This window comes from Treponema parvum (genome assembly GCF_017893965.1).
Lineage (GTDB): Bacteria > Spirochaetota > Spirochaetia > Treponematales > Treponemataceae > Treponema_D > Treponema_D parvum.
This window is the reverse complement of sequence record NZ_CP054142.1, coordinates 609499-634495: the sequence shown is the minus strand read 5'-3', so window position 1 is coordinate 634495 and position 24997 is coordinate 609499. Positions and strand designations below refer to the sequence as shown.

Annotated in this window: 20 protein-coding genes and 1 tRNA gene; 6 read left to right on the top strand and 15 right to left on the bottom strand. The window is 43.3% G+C overall.

The features are described from left to right. The first annotated feature begins 50 nt into the window (after positions 1 to 50). Positions 51 to 1070, top strand: coding sequence for a zinc-binding alcohol dehydrogenase family protein (locus tag HRQ91_RS02970; RefSeq protein WP_210120190.1), 1020 nt, complete (start codon positions 51 to 53; stop codon positions 1068 to 1070). Positions 1071 to 1257: 187 nt separating this feature from the next. Here HRQ91_RS02970 and secF read toward each other — a convergent pair whose 3' ends face one another. The 5 genes from secF to HRQ91_RS02945 all read right to left on the bottom strand — a co-directional run bounded on the left by secF (position 1258) and on the right by HRQ91_RS02945 (position 8365). After that, positions 1258 to 2511 (bottom strand): protein translocase subunit SecF, encoded by a 1254-nt coding sequence (gene secF, locus HRQ91_RS02965; protein ID WP_210120189.1) that lies wholly within the window; start codon positions 2509 to 2511, stop codon positions 1258 to 1260. Further along, positions 2511 to 4253 (bottom strand): protein translocase subunit SecD, encoded by a 1743-nt coding sequence (secD, locus tag HRQ91_RS02960; RefSeq protein ID WP_210120188.1) that lies wholly within the window; start codon positions 4251 to 4253, stop codon positions 2511 to 2513. The genes secF and secD overlap by 1 nt, the downstream gene beginning before the upstream one ends. A gap of 17 nt (positions 4254 to 4270) precedes the next feature. After that, a complete protein-coding gene (gene yajC / locus HRQ91_RS02955; protein WP_210120187.1) occupies positions 4271 to 4705 on the bottom strand; it encodes a preprotein translocase subunit YajC in 435 nt (144 codons plus the stop codon). Between the two features lie 202 nt (positions 4706 to 4907). Next, positions 4908 to 6098, bottom strand: coding sequence for a GGDEF domain-containing protein (locus tag HRQ91_RS02950; protein WP_210120186.1), 1191 nt, complete (start codon positions 6096 to 6098; stop codon positions 4908 to 4910). 80 nt (positions 6099 to 6178) lie between these two features. Then, a complete protein-coding gene (locus tag HRQ91_RS02945) occupies positions 6179 to 8365 on the bottom strand; it encodes a DUF4954 family protein (protein WP_210120185.1) in 2187 nt (728 codons plus the stop codon). Between the two features lie 152 nt (positions 8366 to 8517). On the opposite strand from HRQ91_RS02945, the gene HRQ91_RS02940 reads away from it, so the two are divergent. After that, positions 8518 to 11871 (top strand): insulinase family protein, encoded by a 3354-nt coding sequence (locus HRQ91_RS02940; RefSeq protein WP_210120184.1) that lies wholly within the window; start codon positions 8518 to 8520, stop codon positions 11869 to 11871. On the opposite strand, the gene HRQ91_RS02935 is transcribed toward HRQ91_RS02940, so the two are convergent. From HRQ91_RS02935 to HRQ91_RS02910, 6 genes are all read right to left on the bottom strand, one after another. Continuing rightward, the gene (locus HRQ91_RS02935; protein ID WP_275946236.1) at positions 11851 to 12513 is read right to left on the bottom strand and encodes a 5-formyltetrahydrofolate cyclo-ligase; all 663 of its coding nucleotides are present in this window, start codon (positions 12511 to 12513) and stop codon (positions 11851 to 11853) included. The two genes, HRQ91_RS02940 and HRQ91_RS02935, sit on opposite strands and share 21 nt — an antisense overlap. Before the next feature lie 18 nt (positions 12514 to 12531). Then, positions 12532 to 12804: a BrnA antitoxin family protein gene (locus tag HRQ91_RS02930; protein ID WP_210120182.1), complete on the bottom strand. Its 273-nt coding sequence runs from the start codon at positions 12802 to 12804 to the stop codon at positions 12532 to 12534. Further along, the gene (locus HRQ91_RS02925) at positions 12776 to 13093 is read right to left on the bottom strand and encodes a BrnT family toxin (RefSeq protein ID WP_210120181.1); all 318 of its coding nucleotides are present in this window, start codon (positions 13091 to 13093) and stop codon (positions 12776 to 12778) included. Before HRQ91_RS02925 ends, HRQ91_RS02930 begins: the two co-directional genes overlap by 29 nt. 15 nt (positions 13094 to 13108) lie before the next feature. Continuing rightward, positions 13109 to 13354 carry a hypothetical protein gene (locus HRQ91_RS02920; protein WP_210120180.1) on the bottom strand — a complete coding sequence of 82 codons (246 nt, stop codon included), beginning with the start codon at positions 13352 to 13354 and terminating at the stop codon, positions 13109 to 13111. 529 nt (positions 13355 to 13883) lie between these two features. After that, complete coding sequence (locus tag HRQ91_RS02915; RefSeq protein WP_210120179.1) at positions 13884 to 15428, bottom strand: BCCT family transporter; 1545 nt, start codon at positions 15426 to 15428, stop codon at positions 13884 to 13886. A gap of 405 nt (positions 15429 to 15833) precedes the next feature. Then, positions 15834 to 17054, bottom strand: a complete 1221-nt coding sequence (locus HRQ91_RS02910; protein WP_210120178.1) for an ATP-binding protein — start codon at positions 17052 to 17054, stop codon at positions 15834 to 15836. Between the two features lie 274 nt (positions 17055 to 17328). Here HRQ91_RS02910 and HRQ91_RS02905 point away from each other — a divergent pair, with 274 nt between their 5' ends. The 3 genes from HRQ91_RS02905 to HRQ91_RS02895 are packed head-to-tail and all read left to right on the top strand — an operon-like array spanning position 17329 to position 19395. Next, complete coding sequence (locus HRQ91_RS02905) at positions 17329 to 18186, top strand: hypothetical protein (RefSeq protein ID WP_210120177.1); 858 nt, start codon at positions 17329 to 17331, stop codon at positions 18184 to 18186. Between the two features lie 34 nt (positions 18187 to 18220). After that, entirely contained in the window at positions 18221 to 18415 is a 195-nt protein-coding gene (locus HRQ91_RS02900) for a hypothetical protein (protein WP_210120176.1), read from the top strand. 29 nt (positions 18416 to 18444) lie between these two features. After that, the gene (locus tag HRQ91_RS02895) at positions 18445 to 19395 is read left to right on the top strand and encodes an ADP-ribosylglycohydrolase family protein (RefSeq protein ID WP_210120175.1); all 951 of its coding nucleotides are present in this window, start codon (positions 18445 to 18447) and stop codon (positions 19393 to 19395) included. 62 nt (positions 19396 to 19457) lie between these two features. On the opposite strand, the gene HRQ91_RS02890 is transcribed toward HRQ91_RS02895, so the two are convergent. Together HRQ91_RS02890 and HRQ91_RS02885 are read right to left on the bottom strand one after the other, a co-directional pair. Continuing rightward, complete coding sequence (locus HRQ91_RS02890) at positions 19458 to 19856, bottom strand: type II toxin-antitoxin system VapC family toxin (protein ID WP_210120174.1); 399 nt, start codon at positions 19854 to 19856, stop codon at positions 19458 to 19460. Further along, complete coding sequence (locus HRQ91_RS02885; RefSeq protein WP_210117016.1) at positions 19853 to 20098, bottom strand: ribbon-helix-helix domain-containing protein; 246 nt, start codon at positions 20096 to 20098, stop codon at positions 19853 to 19855. Before HRQ91_RS02885 ends, HRQ91_RS02890 begins: the two co-directional genes overlap by 4 nt. 250 nt (positions 20099 to 20348) lie before the next feature. Here HRQ91_RS02885 and HRQ91_RS02880 point away from each other — a divergent pair. Beyond that, positions 20349 to 20421: transfer RNA gene (locus tag HRQ91_RS02880), tRNA-Asn, on the top strand. A 45-nt stretch (positions 20422 to 20466) separates the two neighbouring features. Here the strand turns inward: HRQ91_RS02880 and HRQ91_RS02875 are convergent. Further along, entirely contained in the window at positions 20467 to 23685 is a 3219-nt protein-coding gene (locus HRQ91_RS02875) for a FlgD immunoglobulin-like domain containing protein (protein ID WP_210120173.1), read from the bottom strand. Between the two features lie 46 nt (positions 23686 to 23731). Further along, entirely contained in the window at positions 23732 to 24790 is a 1059-nt protein-coding gene (locus tag HRQ91_RS02870) for a PorV/PorQ family protein (RefSeq protein ID WP_210120172.1), read from the bottom strand. Between the last annotated feature and the right edge of the window lie 207 nt (positions 24791 to 24997).

Here is a 24997-nt window from a genome sequence, read left to right as displayed (position 1 = left end):
GCATCGCTCTTTGAGCACAGGTGCTAAAAAAGTTTTATAGGAGTTAAACAATGAAGGCTGTAAAAATCATAAAACCGAAGGATGTCATAGTTGAAGAAGTAAAAATGCCCGTTCCAAAAGAGAACGAAGCGCTCATAAAGGTTAAGGCCGCAGGCATTTGCGGTTCGGACATAGGAGCTTTCCGCGGAACAAACGGACTGGTAACTTATCCCCGTATAATCGGCCATGAAATTGCAGGCGAAGTGGTTTCGGTCCCGAAATCAAATCCTAAAAATATAAAAGTCGGAGACAAGGTTATAGTCGATCCGTATTTATATTGCGGGCACTGCTATCCTTGCGGCATAAAGAGAACAAACTGCTGTGAAAGCCTTAAAGTATTAGGCGTTCATGTGGACGGGGGAATGTCTGAATATTTTTGTCATCCGGCAAATATGCTCATAAAAATGCCCGACGAAATGAGCTGGGTACAGGCGGCGCTTGCGGAACCGCTTACAATTTCAACGCACGGAATACACCGCGGCAAGCTCAAAGCGGGCGAATATTGCGTGATTATCGGCGCCGGCCCCATAGGAATGGCGGCGGGAATGGTCGCACAAAATTACGGAGCTCATGCCATACTGTTGGATCTTGTTCAGGAAAGGTTGGATTTCGCCCGTTCGCTTGGCATTGAACACACGATAAACATAAGCAAAGAAGATCCGGTAAAACTCATACACAAGATAACAAACGGCGTTATGGCTCAGCAAGTGATGGAATGCAGCGGTGCAAACGCAGCCATAAGGAATACGCTAGATTATGTTTCTTACGCCGGACGTATCACTTTAACGGGCTGGCCTAAAACGGAAACTTCTTTACCCACGGATATGATCACAAAAAAAGAACTGGATATAAGGGGCGCAAGAACAAGCGCTGGAGAATTTGAAGAAGCCGTCGACTTAATATGTTCTAAAAAAGTTGACATGCTTAAACTGCTGACAAAAACCGTTCCTATCGATGAGGCTGCGGACGTAATTAAAGACATAGAGCGTAATCCGCAAAATTACATGAAAGTAGTCGTGTCGATGGAATAAAATGAAAGCGGCATTTTCAGAAATTGAAATTTCCGAGAATGCCGCATTTTAAGGAACAAAAACTTCCGCTTAAAACTATGGGCTGTTTCAAAAACTGAAGTTTTTGAAACAGCCCACTATTGTTATAAATCCGGCAAATATTAAAGTTTCGGACAAGGCCGAAACATCGCTTATTTTAAGAAACGATTTACACTCTCACCCCGTCGTCGGCTGCAACCGCAGGTCTTGCGCTCACAGCCTTTCTAAAGGAATGATGCATACCCGCTTCAGGGCTCCAATTACGGCGCACAAACGATATGAACGCACTGCTTATGCATATAGACGAATAACATCCGCTTACCAAGCCTACCATCAGGGCTAGGGAAAAATCCTTTATTCCACCGGTAGTAAATATAAATAACGCAAAAACCGCAAACAATGTTGTTATCGTAGTTATGAGCGAGCGTCCCAAAGTATCGGATAAAGAAGCGTTAAGTATTTCATCAAATTTTTTAACGTCAAGCAATTTCATGTTCAATCTTACGCGGTCGAGAATAACAACGGTAGCGTTAATCGAATACCCTATAATCGTGAGCACTGCGGCCAGAGTTGTCGTGCTGAATTCAATTTGCGTCCACGAAATAAAGGTGATCATGATCAGCGCGTCGTGAATAAGGGCGATTACCGACCCAAGAGCGAAGTCCCAATGAAAACGAATCGTGGCGTAAAGCCATATAAGAAGCAGCGTAGCCAAAACCAGAACTATCGACTGCCAGACTAAGGATTGTGAAAATTGCGAAGCGATAAAGTCCGTCTTAATCACAACTACCTTATCCGCACCGAATCTGTTCTCAAGAGCTCTCTTAATGCCATCTTGGAGCGTCTTTCCCGAATCTCCGCCGCCGTTATCTCTCATACGGATCTGAAAACTTCGCGCACTTTCGGTACCCAGCGCCTTTACGGCGACGCCTTTAAATGAATCCACGGCGGAACGTACATCTTCTATCGTAGTAGTTTCCGTACCCGAAGCGTACAACCTAAACACGTTTTCCGTAATTACATTTGAAAGCGCAGAATTGACAAACAATCCGGATGAAGCTGTATTTTCTGCAATAACAATCCTTGCGCTCAATCCGTCGATCTTATTAAGATTGGAAGCAAGCGCTCCGACAGTAGGATTTTTATCATAGCTAAAGGTTTCCGTGCGGTTATCCGCGCCGGAACCGCTTATTATGACATCCATTCCGTTTTCCGCCATATCCACGGTAACCTTTGCCGAACCGCTATAAGTCAATTCCAAAGCCGGAGGAGCTATGCGAATCTCTTCAATAAGGCCTGGCTGAAAGTCAATACCGAAATTTATACCGCGCGTAAAAACACTTACCGCACCGCTTAAAATCAAAAGCGCGCTCAAGATCGAGGCGGGAAGAAACGCCTTGCTGAATTTTATGACCTTTTTCATTACTTTATCCTCCAGCTGATGCTCACCTTTTTGTAACCTGCAACGTCGGTATTCACATCAAATATCAAGCGTGAAACAAAAAGCGCCGTAAACACCGATGAAACAACGCCTATTGCCAAACTGACGGCAAAGCCCTGTATGGAACCTGTGCCCAGCTGTGAAAGGAAGATCGCCGCTATGAACGTTGTAATGTTTGAGTCCATGATAGCCCAGAATGCATTGTCAAATCCCGCGGATATGGCCGCAGCGCGGCTCTTTCCGTCGCGAAGTTCTTCTTTGATGCGCTCGAAAATGATTACGTTTGCATCTACGGCCATGCCGATCGTAAGAATCATACCGGCAATGCTTGAAAGAGTGAGCGTCAAATTAAAGGCCGACAGAACGCTGAACAAAATATATAAATTCAATATCTGTGCTACGATCGCATTGAATCCCGCGCCCTTATAATAGATAAGCATGAATACCATTACGGAAAGAAGCCCCACAAGCAGCGCGAGCATTCCCTGCCGTATAGCCTGATCTCCCAGCGACGCTCCTATGACCTGCTGACTTTCAACCAAAAGAGGAACGTTAAGCCATGCGGTTTGCAAGACCTTTTGAAGGTTGTGAGCTTCTTCAAGCCCGAAGCCTGAAATCGCTACGCGGCCGCCGGTAATTGCGCTTTCTATGCGCGCGTTGGATTTTATCTGATTGTCGCTGACAATGGCCAGATAATCGCCCACATGAGCGGAAGTAAATTCCGCAAAGATCGCGGCGCCTTCGGAATCCAGCACAAAGTCTACTTCCGGCTTATTCGTAATATTGTTTGCGCTCACCTGTGCGGAAGAAATATGCTGACCGTCAAGCGCAATTTCTTTTTTTACCGCAAGAAATCCTATCCTTTCATCAAGGCCGTAATCGTCCTTTGTGTAAAGTCCTAAAACTTCACAATCCGAAGGAATAATCGAAGGATCCGACAAGGCTCCCGATGCCGTAAAAGCGGTAGCGGAATTGGCGGCGTAATACGCTTCAAACGCCCTAGTCGCTTCCATGTCTACGAGGCGGAAATTAAGAATTCCCTTACCCATTATGATCGTGTTGATTGCATCCGCTTCGGCGGCGCCGGGTATTTCTATGTATATACGGTCTTCACCCTGCTTACGGATAACCGGCGAGGAAAGCCCGAACCTGTCTATCCTGTTCGTAAGAGTTTCAACTGCCTGAGCCATCGCGTCGGCTTTAAACTGAACAATGTTGTCGGTCGTAACCGAATCGCCTTGAGAAGCAATGGCTGCGTCAAGATCCGCTTTAACGATAATGTTCATTCCGCCTGAAAGATCCAATCCGAGTTTTACGGAATTTTGGTAGCGTTTCTTCGCAGCTAAAATATCGTCGCGGTAGCGTTCCTGTATGACAGCGGATAATTCCCGCTCGTTGTAAAAAGAACGCAGCATATCGACCACAGTCATAGGAGAAGGAACGTCTTCTCTCATCTGCTTGTAATTTTTCTTTGCAATTTTTTCAAGCCATGCATATTCGGCTCCCACGACGGCGGACGGATCGGCGTTTGCCGAAGCTTTTAGAGAGTTCACATCTTCATATGCCCGTGCGGTTGCATAGTCTTTTATCTTTTCAAGGGAACCCAGCGCCAGCGTTTGAACTTCTTTCGGGGTATACATGTACCAGCTTATAGAAGGCCATAAAAACGCAAAGCAAATCCCCAAAACAATAAGAATCAGAAGGAAACGGCTTCGCTTTTTCATTTTTTACTCCGGCTCCTTTATTTTTTTTCGGTATTTTCGGATAAAGACTCATCGGAAGACGCCGGCTGCCCGTCGGCATTTTCAGCCTTTGATTTATCGGCTTTCGCTTTTTCGGAGGACGCCGCTTTTTTACCCTTTTCGGTTGAGGCAGCCGGCTGATCCTGAACTACGGCGGAAACTGCGGAGCGGTTAAACTCTATCTTCGTATTGTCGTCAACTTTAACCACAACGGTTCTTTCTTTGACAGAAGAAATAACTCCGTGAATGCCGCCAATAGTTATTACTTTGTCGCCCTTTTTAAGCGCGTCCAACATTTTTTGCGTTTCTTTTTGTTTTTTGCTCTGCGGACGTATTATGAAAAAATAAAAAATAAGGATGATAAGAGCGAACGGTGCAAACGATACAATAGAATTTGCTCCGCCTGCTGCCTGTAAATACGGAATAAAAGACATAAATTTTCCTTCCTAAGCGTATAAGTTTAAAATCTGAAAAAAATCAGGTTCTAATAACATACCATGCTAAAAGTCTGACAGTCAAGGTGGAATTCGACATGCTTCTCGTAAATCGGCTATACGGCAATCTAGTCTGAGCCGAACATTACCGCATCTTTGTCATACGAAAACGTTTCTTTGATTTTATCGGTTTTATCGATATTTACCGAGCGCCGCCGTTCGGCTCTTTTTTGTGGGCGAGTTGTTTGTTTTTATAAAGCATTTTATCGGCTTCAGTGATAAGCTGCGTCATAGTAGTGTCAGATGAAGCGCACTTTGTGTAGCCGATACTCGCAGAAAATTTGTACTTAATATTTTCCGCCTTGACGGCAGTTTCCCAGTTTTCATATATGTCCTTTATAAAGTCTTCGGGCGTAAGATCTTTTGTATCATGCAAATTCGATCTGTATACGATGACAATAAATTCGTCCCCGCCCCAGCGCGCCGTAAACGACTGATAATTCATGCAAACCCTTTTAAGTATGTCGGCGACCAGCCGCAGAGCGCGGTCTCCTTCCGCATGACCGAAGGTGTCGTTTATGTATTTAAATGAATTTATATCGAGAATAAAAAAATAAAACGGCCTTTCCGGCACGACGGAATTGATCGATTCAATAATATACTGTTCGGCGCGCCGCCGGTTGTTAAGTCCTGTTAACGCGTCGTTGTAAATTTTCAATTCCTGCAGGGTAATAAACACGAAGAAAATCGATGAAAATATTGCGGGAGCCACGACGGGAGTCGAGCTTATAAAATTATTTATTACGGCACATATGAGAGGAAAAAAAACAAACAGAATCAGCGTCGCATATTCTTTTTTATTTATAGCCGATTTTTCTTTACGGATACGATAGAACGCATGCAAGGCGACGAAGATAGGATACATACTTATTATTACGACTGAAACCCAATAGCACGGACCGGTTTCAAATCCCGCATTCTCCGATATTGAAAAAAGTATGCCCGTCTTTATGGAAACAAGATACAATACCAACAGCAAAAGCATCGGGGCAAAAACGATCAGGTTAAAGCGTAAGGAAGTTATAAACCTGTTTTTAAGTTTTATTTCCGCAAAACAAAACCAAAAATATGAAGTCACGGCTACAAACATTATGTTTAAGATCATCACAAAATTCTTTACCATGTGCGGAGGGGAAAAAACTTTAAACTGTATCAATATCCAAATTATGTCGGAAAATAAGTAAAGCAGATATGCGTATACGAGTCTTTTAAAAAATTTTATTTCGCTCTGGCTACCTATGTCATGCGTCAGCTTATCCAAAATGGAAACGGAAAAAACCATAAAAAAGAATTCAACGGCGACGTATGAAAAAACATATTTAAAATCCAACATAATTCGACCCTCCCGTTTTTTCTGAAAATGCGCTTACAAACCGCGAGAACCCGCGTTAATTGCATTAAAAAAACGCAAAACTACGGAATTCTGCACAGATCGCCGAATACAACTTTGATGCTTTTATTAAACATGTCCGTTTTATTTTTCAATTCCAAAAGGAAAGAGTTGCTTTCTACGGAGCCTAAGACAACCGTCATTTCCTGATAATTATGATAAACCATTTTTCTAAAATAATCCGTAAAATCTTTTTGCCGAGAAGAAAGCGACGACTGATACATTTCGTCGGATACGACCGTAACGTCCGTAATAATATCCCTAAAAATTTCGGAAGTAAAATCTCCTATCGGTCTGGAATACAATTGTTCAAGAAGATATACCGAATACCTTGCTTTAAGCTCGTCGTATTCCAGTTGGCACTTGTCGTAAAATTTGTGAACTTCCTGCCAAGTTCGGACGGTGCGATTTTTTATCTTTTTAAAAAGCGCTTGAATTTCTTTTTTAGGAATTATCTGCCCGCCGACATTTTCCCATTCGGTATAAAGTTTGATACGGTTTATGCTTTCCAAATGCTCCGGTTTAAGGCTTAAAATATTTTTTCGAGCGCAGTATTCGACAAGCGTCCGCGCCGCAAAATATTTTACAACCTTTCGATAGGCTTTATATGCCTTCACCGGTTTTAAAACTATCGCGCCGTATTTTTTTTGAGCGGACATATCGGTCAGAGTAAAATCCGCGTCGGGATGCCTGTGCAGATAATCCTTTGCGGCCTGCCGCATTTTTTTGCCGCCGTCCGAAGAATCGCCGGGAATTTCATGCATATCGGAAAGAAAATAGCCGCTCAATTCAATTATGCGGTCAAGGGCCGAAAAAATTTCCTGCATAGTGTCGGGCGCAAAAGGATCGGTTTCTATGTGCTGAATTTTTACCGCGCGCCTGTCGCGTTTTAAAAATTTATCGTTATTGCGGGCTATAGCAAACATATTATACAAAAACCAAAACGCAGGTATGATCCTAATTGGCTTGTCGGGCGCTTCAGAGGCTATAAGAGAAAACGGATAAGCTATGTGAAGTTCGTGCTGATAAGAACCTTTTTCTGCGAGAGTAAAAGAAGCGAATTTTGAATTGTGTTTAAAATCCGAACAGAGCCCCGGCCAAAATCCTCTCTTAGCGAAAATTTCACCGTCGGGGCTTCGGGAATTGTGATTGCTGCCAACAGTTGCGCCGGCGGCGATATTCGATTGTCCCATAACCGTAGTGGCGATAAGAAAGGAAGAATTGTGATGCTGTTCATGAAACGGAAAAATAAGGTTGTTTAAAAGCTCGCAGCATGAAACGGTAGAATTATCGCCTAAAACGGTATTAAGAACGCGAACGCCGTATTTGAGCTGACAATTGCGTCCAATCACAAAACGCACTGCAACGGCCTGATAAAACACGCGGCTTCCGTAACCCATTATTCCGTTGACCATTTCAACTCCTTCTCCGATCTGAGAAGGTTCTTGGGCGCTCGATAAAACGGTAATGTTTTTAAGTTTAAAAGCTCCCTTAATGTAAGCCCTGCTTCCGACTTTTACGTCTTTTATGAGGGTAGTGTTTTTTATAACCGCATCGTCTTCCACGATCCCGAAAGTGTCAAGCTTTTTCGTATTGCCGTATTCGGTCATTTCAAAAAAGCGCTGCAAAAGTTCTTTATCGTCACGGTAATGCGACCATAAATACGCATCCGCAGTAATCATCTGTTCGAACGGCAGTACGGAGCGGCCGTCGTTTTCATTTGCGACGCCTATCCAAATCCTGTTTGACTCGGGTTCTCCTTCCTTCAATATTCCGTTGCCGAATTTACTGTGCAAAGTACAGTTCATTTCCTGTATGTTAAAAAGGATAACTCTGTCGTGAATATGGTAGTTTTCGAGGTAGCTTACGTTCCTTACCACACAGTCGTCGCCGAAGACAGAGTCTTTTATATAGGAATTATAAAATCCGCACTCAAGCTCGAGATCGTGATATTTAAGCTTTGCAGGCCGAAGTTTTCCGATAACGATAAAACCCGAAAATTCGCAGTTTTTTATAAGTTCGGGATCGAATTCTCCGTGCGCCTTACACACGCGAAAATTTTTCCAGCCGCACGAAGACGTACATGTATTACCGTTTTTCTTAAGAATTTCGATTTCACTTTCGGTTAACGCTCTTTTTCCGGCTTCATAAACCGAAGGAACGAGATTTTCCGTCTTTTTTGGCGATGAAAGCAGTGTTAAAGATGACATAAAGATCCTGATATAATCCGGCCGACAAGGGCTTTCGCCCTACCCGAAATCTCGAAAAATCGCTAAGGGCGAGTTTTTCGAAACGCTCACTAATATTACCTTCCGGTACGGCACTTTGTCAAACACGGCGTAGACTGATATACTTTAATGCCATGAGAGTTTTTTTTAAAAAACCGCTTAAAAAGCAGTTAAAAACGCTTTTAAGGATCGCAGCAGCAGCTTTTATATTTTTGTTCAATAATACGAATACAGGTGCGAACGCAAATACAGTTGCAAGCGCCGGTACAGATGTGAATGCCGGTACAAGTGCAAACGCCGACACGGGCGTGAGCGCCGATGGGAACGCGGATACAGATGACTACGCGGTTTTCCCTTTGGAAGAACAAAATTTCATATTTTCGCAAAAACTTCCCGACGGGTTTAGAGAATACACTCTTGAAAACGAACTGAAAGTCTTTGTGCTTGAAGACTTTTCATCGGCTCCGGTAAGGCTTGAACTTGCCGTAAGAGCGGGGTTCAGCGCGCAGACGCCTAAGACGGCGGGATTTTTTCCATTGTATACGCAGCTGTTTTCAAATGCCGGTAAGGCGGCCGCAGGCTTTTTATTCGACGGATCCGATCGATTCGATGGAAAAGAAGATTCTGAAAAATTTACGGAACGCACATGGTATTTAAACGGAGTAAACAAAGAATGCAACGCCGATTCCGCCCGTTACATAATCGTCGCCGCTCCCGCGCAAACCGAAGAAATCCTAAAACAGCTTTCATACGCTTTTTTTTCACCCGTCTTCAGCGACGTCGATCTCATGAAAGAATTTTCCGCGCTCAAAACCCAAGTCATGCAAAATGCGTTCGGAACGGCGGGCTTTATAAACAGCAGCATAGATTCGCGCGTCTTCGCCTCGGAACCGTGGAAGCAGGACTCGGGAATATACCCCGCGCTGTTCGTAAATACGCCTCTTGAAGAAGCGCGCACCATACTTACCAGCATAGGAAGAAACTATTACACGCCAAAAAATTCCGCGCTTTTTATTTCAGGGGCGATCAAAGCGGAAAACGCTCTGGAACTGGCTAAAAAATATTTTCAAAAACCGGCAGTCCCTTCAGCCGGTAATCTTTCCGACGGCGAAGCTCACATCGTACCGTCCGCAAAGAAAAAATTCGTAATGCACGACGCGCTTTTCACTTCGGAAATGTCGCAAATCGTAATTCAATATACGACTCTTTCAATGCATCAAGCCGACATCGCCGCAGCGGCGCTTAACGAATACGATTCTTCATTAAAAAAAGCGCTTACGGGCATAAAGGAGCTTGCAATCCGCGGCCAAGACTATATAAACGCGGCTTCCGCACATAAAAACGGAAGTTCGAGACTCATATTTCAATCCTTGCTTGAAAAGTCAAAATCCACGCCGGTTGTACAAGCCGAAACTTTTTTAAAAACGGTGCAAAACGCCTTTCCGCTTTACGCATCGGAAAATGACATAAGGGCGGCAAAAGAAAAACTTATAAGTCAGTACAAAACAAGATTTAAAAATTCTTCGGTATTTATGGACATGCTTTCGCAGTTTTGGGCTATAAGCGCAGTCACGCGAATTCATACCGAAAGCGTTTCTCAAGAGCTAATACGACAGCCGGACATAATAATGCGTACGCAAGGCGACAAAATTTTTACGGCCTATCAGGATGAAAATCCCTTTGTCTTTGTGCTTGTAAATTCCTCTGTATACAAAAAAAATGAAAAAGCGTTTAAAAAGGCGGGTTATGAAGAAATCACAAGCAAAAACGGCTCGTGGTTTTTACAAAAATTGTACGAAACGCTGAAAAAACAGCTTGAAGAAAGCGACGGTTATAAAAGCGAAAGCAATCCGTATGCTGAAAACGTTCCGCCTGAAAATATTCAGATAATTGCGGCCGAAGCCTTCGCAGCTGAAAATAAAAAACAATTTTCATATTTTAAACTCTCAAATGAAATTCCCGTAATAATAAAACGGAATGAAAACGCCGCGACGGCCGTAATATCGCTCGCCGTTTCCGGGGGACGATTGTCTTCGGCAAAAATAAATAACGGGCTTACGGAAATAATGACAAACGCACTTGCAAGAAACATTCAAAAAGATATTCTGCAGGCGTCGCTTGAAAAAAGAATTCAAGGGGAACCGGAAGTTCTTGCGGAGACAGGACTTGCAGGGGGAATAATAACCGTCGAATGTCTTGAAAGCGACGTACTTCCCTGCATTTCGTGTATTTCGCACGCAATAATACACGGTAACATAAAACCTGCGGAAGCCGACGGCCTAATCTACGACAGACGGTCGCAGCACCGCATACAAAGAGCGTCGGGCCAATATCAGCTTTTCAGCACGGCGATTTCGCTTCTTTACGAAAACACAGACTATCCTCTCGTATACACGCAAAAAGCGGAAATTCTTGAAAACACGCAGTACATGGAAATACTCGCTTCTTATCCTTCCCTTTTGGACGCTTCGAAATACAGCCTTGTGCTGACCGGAAATATTCCGCAAAACGGGCTTGAACGGATTCTTGAAGAAGGTCTGGGCGTCCTTGCAAAACAAACGCAAAACGTTTACCGTCTGTATAAAGAATTCCCCGCACCCGATTTCAGCCGTTTTATAAATATGAATGCGGCCGGTGTCGCACCAACAGCCGCCGGCCGCGCGGATACCGCTGCCTCTGACGGCCGCAAAAAGACATCTTCCGGCAGAAAGGTCGTCGCTCTCGAGCACCTGTTCTTTACGAATCAAAGCTCCGAGCCGGCCGGCCCTCGCCCCGAAATTCTTATTCCCACAGCGGAATTCTTGGATCCGGTACAGTTCTGGCTTCCTTCTCCGGCTCAAAACAGTCCGGAACTTATCATATTCAATTCGCTTTTATTCGAGCTGGAAGAGCGCCTTTCACAGGCGTTGGAACTGCAGGCTGAAAACGAAGGCGCATTCGTAAAAATAACGCCCGCAAGCGCGGAAATTCAGGCGGCTGTAATAACGTTCATAAACGTGCGTCATACGGACAAAATAGATTCTCTTTATAAAGAAGTCGTAAACCGATTCCTCCCGTCCTTACAAATTCAATCAGCTGCAGATTCGGTAAAAAACAGGTGGATATTGCAGTCGCTTTCAAAAACGCAGACAAACCGCGGCACAGCTCTTTTAATCCGAAGCGGCCTTGAACAAGGCCCCATAAAAGCCGCGGACAAAGACAAACATTCCGCAGAGCAGGAAGACGGACACATGGCCGAAACGCTGCCGGAGCAAAGCGAACGAACGTCGCAAGAGGCGACGGAACAAGAAGACGGGCAAACGCAATCTCCCTCGTCGCCAAAAACCGAAGACGCTTTCAACGACGCCGACCTCGACAGCGCATGGCGCTATATAACCGAATACGAATTTATTTCAAAGCTGACCGCAGAAGATATGTTCGAAACGGCTCAAAAATACATTCTTGAAGAACCTCCTCTCAGACTGTACTCAAAGGATTCCAAGCGCTAAAAACGGCCGGACGCCGCGATTACCGCAATCGATAATACCCGACTCGCTTATCACATGAGAAACATCCGCGTCAAAATCATCGTGCGGAACTTCCTGAACTATTTGAACGTCAAAACAAAAGCCGCACCTCACCGGCGGCAAAAAACGCGAAAAGTACCTGTCGTAAAATCCCTTGCCCTTTCCCATCCTGTGCCCCTCTTTTGAAAATGCAAGCCCGGGGACGAGCATAACAGCCTTTTTACCTGCAGTATCCGCAACTTCAAACCGCTTTAAAAATTCCTTCGGCTCAAGGATACCGAATATTCCCGGTTTAAGCTGGTCTTCAAAAGGCTTATCCCTTTCCAAATAGAAAAAATCCATTTCAGTATCTGTAATAACGCGGGGAACGGCGACTTCCTTCTTGTCCGAAAGCGCCTCATGCAGGATAGCCAAAGTATCGATTTCCTCTTTTGACGATACAAAGGCCATAAGTACGTCCGCTTCTTTGTAAAATTTCCAATTCAAAAAAAACTCGGCGGCTTTTTTTGCGGCTTCATGAACTTTAGAGCCGTCGTTAAAAAGATCTTTCAGAGTTTTTTTCATCTGAGTGCGCAGTAATTTTTTTTGCCCGCTGATATCGAGTGTTATAACGGATTTACACATTTGGGAAGCCGGTTTATGTTAATAATCGCCTGTCGTAACAGCTTTTCTTAAAATACTGTTTATCCTAGTCTGATAGCCTTTACCTAATGACTTAAGGGCCGCAAGGATATCCGCATCTATTTTTATGGAAATTGTTTTTTTAACGGGGATTACGTTCCAATATGCTTCATGCGCCGGTCTTAGCCTTGCAATTTGTTCCTTTGTCAGTTTTGGGCTGTCTTCATCATAACATATAGGATAATTTTTTATTTCTTCCAATCGTTCAGCCGTTAATTTTTTTGAAATAATCATAATATTCCTCCCTCAATTCCTTTTCTGCTTGCCGTGCGGATATTAACCGTATTCTTCCGTTATTTTCGGTAAAAAAAACCAACACTATCAATATTCCGTTCAAGTTTCCGATCCCATAATACCTATCTTCTTTTTCAGAATGCGCAAAATCATATCCTGTTAAAAATGCAGGGTCATCAAATACTTCCAATATTTCTTCAAAGTCTATTCCATGCTTTTCAATATTGGCACGGTTTTTCTCTTCATCCCACTCAAAACGATTATCTTTGCTTATAATTGTTTTTCCCATAGAAATAATATATATTCACAAGGATATATTGTCAAATATAGTCAGAGCCGCTGGGGCAAATGACTTATGAAAATAATTTGCTCTTTTTTTTATGCCTTCCGACGGAAGTTCATCGCGGAACATTTCCAGAATCGTGGATTTTCCGCAACGGCGGCCCCCCGTTATAATTTTTATCAGTTTTTTGTGACGCAGATTCCTTAAACGCTCCAAATATTCGCTTCTGACGATTCTTGGAAACTCTTTTTCGTACAACTTTTTCATACTGCTATTTTATTCCGAAAACTTCATAAAATTAATTACTTCTTGGAATATATTCCTAAAACTTACTAAACCAACTAAGCCCCTCCCCCAAAATTCGCCTGTTTTTTGCAAAAAATATTTTGCAGCAACCACCTAAGCAACTTTCGTGCCAAAACAAATGTCAGGGTTAAGCGGGCGTTAGAGTAAAATCTTTAAGCTGTATTTTTTATAATTTGCAATCCGAGTGTTATATGAGAAGTCAAGGTCACCATCTGCGCCTAAAATTAATTTTTATCTGACCGAACCGAAATTCGCGGAGTTTTTATCTCATGCAACAGACACTTTTGCTCTCACTCCTCCTCACAGGTTTTTGCAATCTTTTGGCCGGTCGGAGTACAGCATAGTCCTCCATAAGTTCCCTTTAAGCAAGTCGGCAACTGTCTTCCCACGCGATCTATCGTTTCAATTGTTTCATCTAAAGGTATTTCTACAGACATTTCCGTTTCTTATTTCCGCTATTTTACACTGACCTGCAATGATCCTTCAGTATTCATCCCATATTTATTTCCTTTTTTTTCTTTTCGGATAGATCTTCTTCAAGTCTTATCTTTACCGCTACCATCAGAAGAAATAAAACCAGAATCAGAAAAATGCCCGTTACGACCGACATGATTTTTACAGTTTCAATTCCACTGACTACCATAATTGCTATAGATAAAATACTGAACAGAATTGCCCAAAAAAGGCGATTCCACCTGGCCGGATCTTTCGTCGGCTCTAAATCATCTGTTGTTACCCCTGCCAGTACATATGCACACGAATCAATTGTCGTTGCCAAATATATAAAGCATACCACGCATAGAAAAATCATCATGATCCGGGACATTGGCAAGGTTTTAAGAATGGCAATTATTGCATCGCTCTGCGTTCCCTTATTCAATACGGATACCAAATCTACTTTTCCGCTCTTTTGCAGATATAACGAATACCCGCCGAAAATCATGAAACTCAGACAGCAGCCGGCCGTTCCCCAAATCAGCTGTCCCCAGACAACATTTTTTATGGTCCTTCCTCTGGATATTTTCCCGACAAACATACCCATCATAGGCATAAAGGCAATCCACCATCCCCAGTAAAATACTGTCCAGTTCCTTGTAAAGTCTCCGTCCCCAAACGGCTGCGTATATGTACTCATCCTGAAAAAATTCGAAATGTACAATCCGAGACTATTCACTTCCATTTTTAAGATTACTACAGTTGGGCCAATCAAAAAAACGGCCATCATAAACACAAATGCCATAATGATATTAATATTGCTGAGCCGTTGTATTCCCTTTTCCAGTCCAAGGAAAACACTGGTACCGAATATCATTACCCATATAACCAATATGACCATCTTTATTTCCAATTCATATTGCTGTGGGATCCCAAACACTTCCCTTATAATATTTGCCAACACAGGAGTACCGATTCCAAGCGATGTCGTGATCGAACCCACGATTCCGAATATTACAAAAATATCAATACAATATCCCGGCCATCTGTCAGTATTTTTTTTCAAGATCGGTCTACATGCGGAGCTTAATCGTATAGTTGATTCTTTTCTTACATACATCATATAAGCGACCGCTATAATGGCAGGATTATAAAAAGCCCAAGCTCCCAATCCCCAGTGAAACTGCCCATACATATGCGCATATTCATAAGCCATCTCACTCATAGGTTCTATGTTAAACGGAGGACTGCTTACGTAATAGATAGGTTCCAAAAACCCAAGTATCACAATGCTTGTACCCACTCCTGCGGTAAATAACATAGCAATCCATAAAGTATCGGAATACTGCGGTTTTTCACCGCTTTCTCCCAATTTTATATTTCCGACCTTGCTGCATGAGATCCATATCAGAAATCCGAAACAAGCAAAGCATGTCAACTGATATAACCAGCCGAATTTTTCCGTACATACATCATATAAGCGTTGAATGATACACATCGATTCCACCGAAAAAAACAGCAGCACACTGATCAATATGATCAATGTAAGACACGACGGAATGAATATTTTTAGATTAATGTTCCGGAATAATTTATTCATTTTATCCATATTCAATGATTAAACAATCCGAAATATCAACACTTTTCCCTTTCAGGTACACAAATACAGGATTAATATCCAGCAGGTTATTCGGAGTAGCATATTCGGGAAGAAAACTTTTAAGTTGTTTCAAAGTTTTCTCGCTGAAATCCGGATAATCAAGGTTATATTAAAAGCCGACATCCACACAGATTGCCGTCTATCCACAGGAAAGATTCATTGATGCAAAAGCAGCCTTTTCAGGAAGCATCGGAAGCGTTGCAAGCAACTGCGAAATCGCAATCAATTCTTCCAAATCATCTGCTCTTATCGTAACATAATTTGTTCAAAATTGCATCAAATATAGCCAGGCCCGTCACAGATGAAAATATTGAAAAATCACGGAACCTTTTATTGAAAAAATTTTCATTCCATCAGCCATTCCAGTGCATTTTTTCTGATAATTCCGTCGTAGTCAGCTTCGGGGTCGTCATCGAGTGTTAAAATCATTTTGGAGTAATTATCTTTTATCATCTTCAAGGGCTTTAGTTCGCGCTCTAATGTAGAATAATCCCTCACGCTGGCGGCAACCTGAATATAAGTGTTTCCGTTTTGATTTTGAGCAACAAAATCGACTTCAAAAGCATCAATTTTTCCGACATAAACGGAATAACCGCGCCGCAGAAGTTCAAGATAGACGACGTTCTCAAGAATATGTCCGACATCCATTGCCTTTTTTCCGAGCATAAAATTGCGCAATCCGACGTCCGCCGCATAATATTTTTCAAGGCTTTTCAGATATTCTTTTCCTTTTATGTTATAGCGGTTCGCACGATAAACGATAAAACTTTCCTCAAGCGCGCTCACATATTTTTCAATCGTTTTGGAATCGGATTTTCTGCTGCTTGAAGTGAGCGTATCGGCGATTTTTTTAGATGAAAGTTCCAGTCCGATGTTGTCAAAAAGAAACTGAGTTACGCTTTTCAAAACAAGCGTGTCGGAAATTCTTTTTCTGTCGATAATATCTTTGACTAAAATAGTGTTGTATATTCCTTCAAGGTACGAATTTATTTCTTGAGGACTTTCAAGAAGTTCTGTAACATACGGAAAAGAACTTGTCTGAATATACTGCCTGTATGCCGAATAAAGATTTGCAGCCTGATTTGTCGCTTGTGCAAATTCCTTAAACGAAAGCGGAAGCATTTTTATTTCCACATAGCGGCCGCCGATAAGAGTTGCGATTTCGTTTGAAAGAAGGGAAGAATTTGAGCCGGTAAGATATAAGTCCACATTTTTTTTGATGTAAAGACCGTCCACAACATCCGGAAAATTTTCCACACGCTGAATTTCATCAAGAAAAATATAATTTATTTCAGGAGTAAGGCGTTCTTTTATAAATGAATAAAGCAAATCCGGATTTCGTAAAGACTTGCTTTCAAAATCCTCGAAATTTATGAAAACGATCTGCTCTTTTTTTATGCCTTCAGACAGAAGTTCATCGCGGAACATTTCCAGAATCGTGGATTTTCCGCAACGGCGGATCCCCGTTACAATTTTTATCAGTTTTTTGTGCCGCAGAGTTCTTAAACGCTCAAGATATTCGTTTCTGACAATTCTTGGAAACTTTTTTTCGTCCAATTTTTCCATGCTTACATTATATTCCTAAAACTTTGTAAAATCAACAAGTTTTCGGAAACTATTCCTAAAACTTGTTAAAACAAGCAAGCCCCTCGAAAAAATTCGCCTGTTTTTTGCAAAAAATATTTTGCAGTGTCATTCTTTGACACTATAGACGATCTATAATGCAATCGTCAGGCTGGGAAAGAAGATTCTGAATGGGTAACGACAGATTTGTCGAAACTCAAAAAGAAACTCTTAAGATACTAATAAGAATTAAAACTTTTTATGGCAGGAGTTGTTTATGGCAAGACAGAACAGAAACACAGACGCTTCGATCAAACGTGAAATCATGGGGAGTGCATTTTGGGCGCACTACCAGTGCTTGGACACGGTTAGAAGAGGCGGGTGCAAGAAGGAATGTGACAGGTGCTTATTGAACGTCAGCAATTTCAAGCTGAAACCGGAAGAAGAAGCGAGCGTAATTTTCGACGCACGGAACAAATACCGGGTAGACAGAGAAAGAAAGCAATATGCCGACATCGAGTCCACAGCTCATTTTATTGTTAGCTTGCTTCTTATAAGTTTTACTCTTTTCATAGGTGCAAAAATAGTATCCTTCCTTAAAGCTGTAGGTCGTGCGATCATGTGGAATGAAACCGTGCTGGATGAGCAGTTTGAGCCGGTGACAGAAGCAGATGACGAAGTTCCGACATGGGAAATAGGTATATATAAAGACATGGAGCAGAAGAACGGGAAAATGTTTTTCTTTTTCTTGCAAGATGATTTGGACACTGTGCGTGAGTGCGTTACGGACAGGATCAAAGACGGACAGATTAACTGCATGGACTATGCAATTGCTTTTTATATCTTGGCTAACAATTCACGAGCGCCTATGGGAAGCGCAAGGATCATTGCTAATGATAAGATCAATCATGTGTTCATAGGTGTGATAATAGACGACGAATGGGTGTTCATAGAACCGCAGGCGAGAAGCGCGGGGTGGTGCCGTATGGAGCAGGTGTGGAAGGACAGGACAGACTTGGTTTATGATCCTAGATACAACTACGACGTTACCGAGTATATGTGGCACAAGTATAAGTATGACAGGTGGGACAAAACGCTGTTGGTGCGCCCGCCGATTTATAATGGGAAAGAATAAGCTATGGAACATCAAAACTGACAGGAGGAAAACTATGTTTTACGACGTTATCGACAAGAAACTGAACGAGAAATGCCACGTGAAGTTTTACAACATGGCGCCATTGATTATGGAAGAAATTATGACGCCGATGGAAAAAAAGTTATCTCGTCCTTACGAGGACACTCTCTTTGCCCGTATGGTTAAGTATATGGCAGCAGATAAGGCTGCAAAAGACCTGTTTAATTAGTGGATCCGGTATGCGGAAAGGAGGCATCCATGAACTCAAATTTGCATGACATCGTTTTTTCGACGTTCTACGGCAGCATTGCAGGCGATGCGCTCGGCGTTCCATACGAATTCGGCTGGAGAGGAAAGTTTAAAGCCGAAACAATGACCGGCTACGGCGCACACAATCAGCCGGCAGGTTCATGGTCGGACGATACTTCGTTGACGCTCTGCCTTATTAAAAATATCACCGAATACGGCGACAGTTATGACTTGATGGATAAATTTTCGGATTGGTTTGAAAAAGGCAAATACACGCCGCACGGTAAAGCGTTCGACATCGGCAGGACGACGCAACTTGCCGTTCTCAAGTATAATATGGGTGTGCCTCCCGAAATGTGCGGCGGTACGGATGAAAATTCAAATGGGAACGGTTCTTTAATGCGCATCGCCCCGATTGCATTTACGCTCCGTGCCGTCGAAGATTTCGGTAAACGCGTACAAAGGGTAAAAGCATGTTCGCGTCTAACACACGGCCATCCGCGCACCGTATTAGCATGCGTCATCTATATCGAAACGATGATCCGCCTTTTTGATACCGACGATTTGGAAGGCGCTCTGCAGAAAGCATCGCAGACCTGCCTTGACAACCTTAAAGGCACCGAATATGAAAACGAATTTCAACATTACAAGCGGATATTCGACGGAAGTATAAAAGACGCGCCGATCGACAGCATCGAGTCGAACGGCTATGTCGTGCATACGCTCGAAGCGGCGCTGTGGTCATGCTTTCAAAACGCGGGCGTAAAAGACGCAATCCTTACCGCCGTCAATCTCGGCAGGGACGCGGATACGGTAGGAAGCATCGCCGGTTCCATAGCCGGCATGCGCTGTAAAGATCCGGCTGCGCTTCCCGCCGAATGGCTTTCCGTAATCGCACGAAAAAAAGCTATCGATAAATTGCTGGACGACTTTTGCGAATGTTTGGAAATGAATTATTGATGGATGCGACAGGAATGCACCCGCTCGGAACAAGATGATTGAAGCGGGTGCTCGATGTCTTTTTAGTTACAAATTTCTATGGACAATTTTTCACAAATTCTTGCTAAAGCACCATCGTTTGTAATGAGCGTTGCATCATTTCTCCGTGCTAATACAGCATAATACATATCATAAATCGAATGATTGTTTTTAATTCCTTCCGCTAAAGATTCTTTCCATAGTTCTTTAGCATCAAGAAAATCATCAATCATATCAATTCCATCTTGAACGTATTGAATACAGTCCTTATGGGTTATTAATCCGGCTTTATAATATTTCCATAAAGCATTTGTAATTTCAGCTATAAATAAATCAGGTGCAATGATCCAACTACCCTGATTATATACGCTCTTAAATCTATCTGCTTTTTCTCTTTGAAATAGAATTTCTATTGCGGCACTTACGTCTAAAACTATAATCATTTGTCACGATCCTCTCTTATGAGAGAAACAGGATCAATTTTTTTAATTTCGGATGGAATTTGTCTTTTTTCAAGTTTCTCTATTAATCGTTTACGTCTTTCCACATTTGATTCGTGTTGATTTAAACCCTTTTCTAATAAAACCACTACTTGTTGAGCTATAGTTCTGTTTTCGCTTTTTGCAACATACGAAATTTTCTTATAAATTTCTTCAGAGCATTCTCTTACTTGTAATAAAGGCATATAATTACCTCCTGCATACAATCTACAGCTATTTGTATGTTGTATCAAGTAGTTTTGTGCCTTTGTATTTTTTTGCTCCTCTCGTCAATTCTTTTAATCCTGTAATTTTCTGACTGCACCTTCTTCTAAAAGCATACTAATCAACATTACATTCCAGCCTTCTTTTCGTCGTACCACAAAAAACACCCCGCTCAACCTATTGACAAAGGATTTATATTCTTATATGATTTTTATCACATTCTAAAAACATGCTTGCTTAGCTCAGCTGGTAGAGCAATGGACTGTTAATCCATGTGTCGCAGGTTCAAAACCTGCAGCAGGCGTAAAAAAAAGCGCTTCGGCAAACCGAAGCGCTTTTTTATTTTAAGCTACTTATTAAGTATAAATTCCACGCGCCTGTTTTTCCAGTTGTTGTTTTTATCCTGCCAATCGGCTACGAGCTGCGTTCCTCCCTTTCCCTCCGTGGTAAGACGGTCTGCCCTTATTCCGAACTTTACAAGGTAATTTTTTACATATTCGGCGCGCGCCTGTGACAGCGGAATAAGTGCAGGGCCCCAAAGACCGGGATTGTCCTGCGTTTCTTCTTCTTCATACGCCGTAGTCTTGTTTGCATGCCCCACTATCGTAACCTTATAATCGCTGAATTTTGAAAGTATGGCTTCTACACGCTTTAAAACCCGCTCGTTGTTGGCAGCTTTTTCAGGATCCAAACCGCCCTTCCCCACTTCGGCCGTCGTTTTAAAGTCCGCGTGATCGCTCCTGAATATAATGGAAGGAACCGCTATCTTAAGGACGTTGCCGTCGCGGATAACCAGAACGTCGACTCCTATAACGCCTTTTACGGTGCTGCTCATACCCAAATCGTCGGAAGCGGTAAAGACGAAGGGATAGTCCATAGCGGACTGCACTCGTTCGGCAAGACCGTTGGAATCTTTAGACACGTTGCTCAAACCGTCCCATACGATTCTTTCGGTTATAGCCGAAGTTCCGCCGGTAGTCCAGAATTTCTGCCCGTTCTGCGGGTCATTGATCGAAAAACTCCAGGATTTAAGATTGCTTTTGGTCTTTCCGGAGAGTTTTATAAACAGATCGTCGTTCGAACCGTCGTTGTCGGGACTAAAGAATTCGGGAGCGACGGAAGCCTTAAGCTCAGGCGGCGTTACCGTGCAGACAAAGGGCGCAGCTTTGGCGTGAACTTCATTTCCTTTAGCGTATATTACCTCAAGGCTACCCGTCATCATTCCTTCGGCGGGCTTCCCTTCGCCTGTCAAACCGTCCCAAACTATTTCTGCAGGAAGGTTTACGCCGTTTCCGCCGGTCCAACTTCTCACCGTCTTTCCGGCTTCATCGTTAACGTCAAATTTCCATGAAGAAATTCCTTCGGCAAGCGACGTTCTTACGGTAAACGTCTGAGTATCTTTTACACCGTCCCCGTTCGGAGAAATGCCTTCAAGCGAAGTCGTAACGTAAGCTTGAGTCGGCCGAGTATCGGGTATTATCCTGCTGATTTCGGAACGGAAAGAGTTCCCCGCAGGATCTTCGGATTTTATAACTATCGAATAGTTCCCGTACGGAACTGCATTACCCGATTCATCCGTGCCGTCCCATGTAAAACCTTCACGTCCGGACTCTTCGATCTTTCCTTTCCACGAATACGAGCGCACCGGCTTTTTATTAGCATCCAACACTTGAGCCGTCCAAAGATCTTCCGCCGTACAGTCTTTTACCGAAACCGGCAAAACGTCTTTTTTTCCGTCGCCGTCGGGCGAAAACAGCGTCCACGGAACTTCGGCCAAGAGCGACGGATACTTGGTGTCAAGAATAAACGGCTGAGTTACGGACTTCGCGGCGGAACCGCTTTCCGATCTTACGGAAAGTTCTGCAAGATAGCTTCCGTCGGAGCATATTATTCCGTTATCGCCCTTGCCGTCCCACGTAAACGACTGGGGAAGAGCCCTCGAACCGCTTACCGTCTTTACAGTCCTTCCCGACTTATCTTTTATGAGAAGATCATAGGCCGCTACGGCGCTTTTTACCTTAGACATAACTGAAAAACCGATCGTATCTTTTACGCGGTCGTTGTTAGGAGAAAATGCGGAATTTTGCGCCGTAAGTATTACTTCCGTTTTGCTAGTGTCAAGGGTGAACGCCGAAGGCGTTTCATAAACGGCGGAATTGCCGGCCAAGTCGGAGGCGCTCAAAACAAATTTATAATCGCCGTCGGGCGCAAGTTTGCCGTTAGAATCGATTCCGTCCCATTGAAGCGATGAAGGAGGAAATTCTCCCAAATCGTATTCTTTGACTACGCGCAGAGGATCGGAAGCCGAAACTATCTTTCCCTTCCAGTTTTTAACAGGTGCCCCGGTTTTAGGCGTTATCATTTGGCTTACGGTTATCGTCTCTTTTACGCCGTCTCCGTCGGGTGAAAAGATTTTGTCACCGGCGCGCACGACGGCCTGCGGCTTTGAAGTGTCCAAAACAAAAACAGGCGATTTTATGGGAGAAGGTTCATAACCGTTCAGATATTTTGCAGTAAGTCTCGCCTGATATGAGCCGTTTGAAAGCCTTTGTCCCGCGTTATCTTTACCGTCAAAGGAAAGAACCGTAGGCGGCGCTTCTATTTCCATCGGAGTAGCAGGTTTGAATTCCGTCACAGTGTTTCCTTTTTCATCGATTATGGAAATGTTCCACGCCGTAAGCTTATTGCCGGACGACTTTGCCGGAACCGGCACGGTTATGCCAAGCGTAATATCTTTCATCGGACTGTCGGTTCCCGGCGAAAAATACTTTCCTCCCAGAATAGTAATGTTTGTTACGGGTTTTTCAGCCGAGTAAATTATATTCTGTATTGAAACGGGAGCTGAAATATTACCCGCCCTGTCCTTTGCCGTTATCGAATACGAATACACTCCGTCCGCTACAAAAGAGTCTCCGTCGTTCTTGCCGTCCCAGCTGAAATTGAGCGGCTCGGATTCGACCCAACGATAAGTTTTAACCTCGTCGCCCGAAGCGTTTTTGAATTTGGCCGTCCATTCGTCTTCCTTTGTTCCGGACTGCTTGATCAAAAGCTTTGCTTTAGAGCCTTCGCCGAAGATCTTATCGTTATCCTTCATTTCGCCCAAAACCACGTTCGGCGGAGTATTGTCTACGACTACGTGATTAGGCGAAGTTTTTCTTATATCCGGAGAATAGCCTACGTTGCCGTTGTCGTCCGTGGCGGTAAAATAGTAGTAATAATCTCCGTCGGGAGCCGTTTCTCCGTTATCCAAAGCGCCGTTCCACGTAACGGTTTCGGGAATCACCACGCCCTGCTTAGGCGTAAAAAGACGCTTAAAAAAACCTTTTACGTCCATTTTATAAGGCACTTCATACTTGTTGCCTATCGTGCGGACAACGCTGCCCGAGCGGTCGGTTATTATGAGGCTCCATGCGGTTATATACCGGCGATCGTAGATCTTTAAAGGAACTGTCAGATCGTCCTGCACGCCGTCGTTATTAGGCGAAATATAGACCGTCTGTCTTTCGGCAAACGCATAAGAAGAGATAAGAAAAAGCGCGCATGCGGCGCATCTTAATATTTTTTTCATTTTAAACTCCGTTCGAATATCGTTAAAATTTCCACAGACTCCCGCCCTATTCGTCAAAAAGCTTTATCTCGGGAGCTTCGGTATCCTTCATGCCCAGTTTGAGGGTTACGCCGCCTGAAAGCGCATTTATATTTTCATACATCTTTTTCCACGCGCCCGTTATAGCGGCTTCGCTTTCCTGCCAGCCTTTCTCTTTCATAAAAGCGCTGTCCTTAGAGTTAAGCATAAACTTAAACGTAATGCCAAGAGAAGGCAACCAGCTTTCAGAGCCTTCGATCACTTCCCGCGCGTTGTATTGCCATGCGCCGCTTAATTTTAAGAAATTCCGATACATAAATTGCAAGCCCGCGTCAAGTATAAAATTTTGAGCGGAAGGGATCGTCATATCCAGTGAAAAAGCTCCTGAAAAAAGCTCGCTTTCAAACACGGTGGCCGCCGCGCCTATGCGTAAGGCAGCTATTCCAGGGAAAAAATCAGCTTCTTTACCCTTTATTCCCCATACCGTAGTATTCGTATAAGTTTTGCCGAGATTTTGTAAAGAAATTCCATAGCGCAGATTCTTCAGCCCCATGAAATCGCCCGCATTGTAGACAAAACCCAAGTCGGCGGCGACCATAAAATCGGTGTTATAGCCGTAAAAATATCCGTTCGTAAGGCCGATACCGACGGCAAGTTTTTCCGTTACGTCGCGAGAAGCAGACATCTTTAAGTTGAAACTTTTACCGACCTGCATTTCATAAAAAGGAATAACGGCTCCGTACATTTCCGCAGCTCCAACGCCCCATTTTGTAGGGACAAGCAGACCGCCCTGAAAAGCGCTTGCAAATTTCTCATCGTCGGGATCTTTTGACGCAAAAAGCGCGGTATAGCCTGCGTCAAGCATGATCCTTTGTTCAAAAGCCGGAAGCGCCGGATTAAACGCTATGGACGCGGGTGTAACGTCAAAAAAAGCGCCGCCCGCCGCGGAAGACGCGGACGTCAGTTGGGTGGGGCTTGAAATGCCGAAAAGGTTTTCACCGCCTGCAGGCGGATTATAAGCGTACAAATTCAATACGCATAAAAAAAACGCAAAAATAATAAATTTCGATTTAATTCTTTTAATCATCTAAAATCCCCTTATAAAATACACAATATCTGCCGCATTTGTCGCACACGGATGTGCGACCTACAATCAGAGTCGACAGCCTTTGAAAAAACTGTTTTTAAAATTCAATAGTCGAACAAAATATAAATTTTGGAGACTATTGAATTCTCGCGCATCTTGCACACTGATAAACTATATATTAAAACAAATAAAAAATCCAATAAGTAA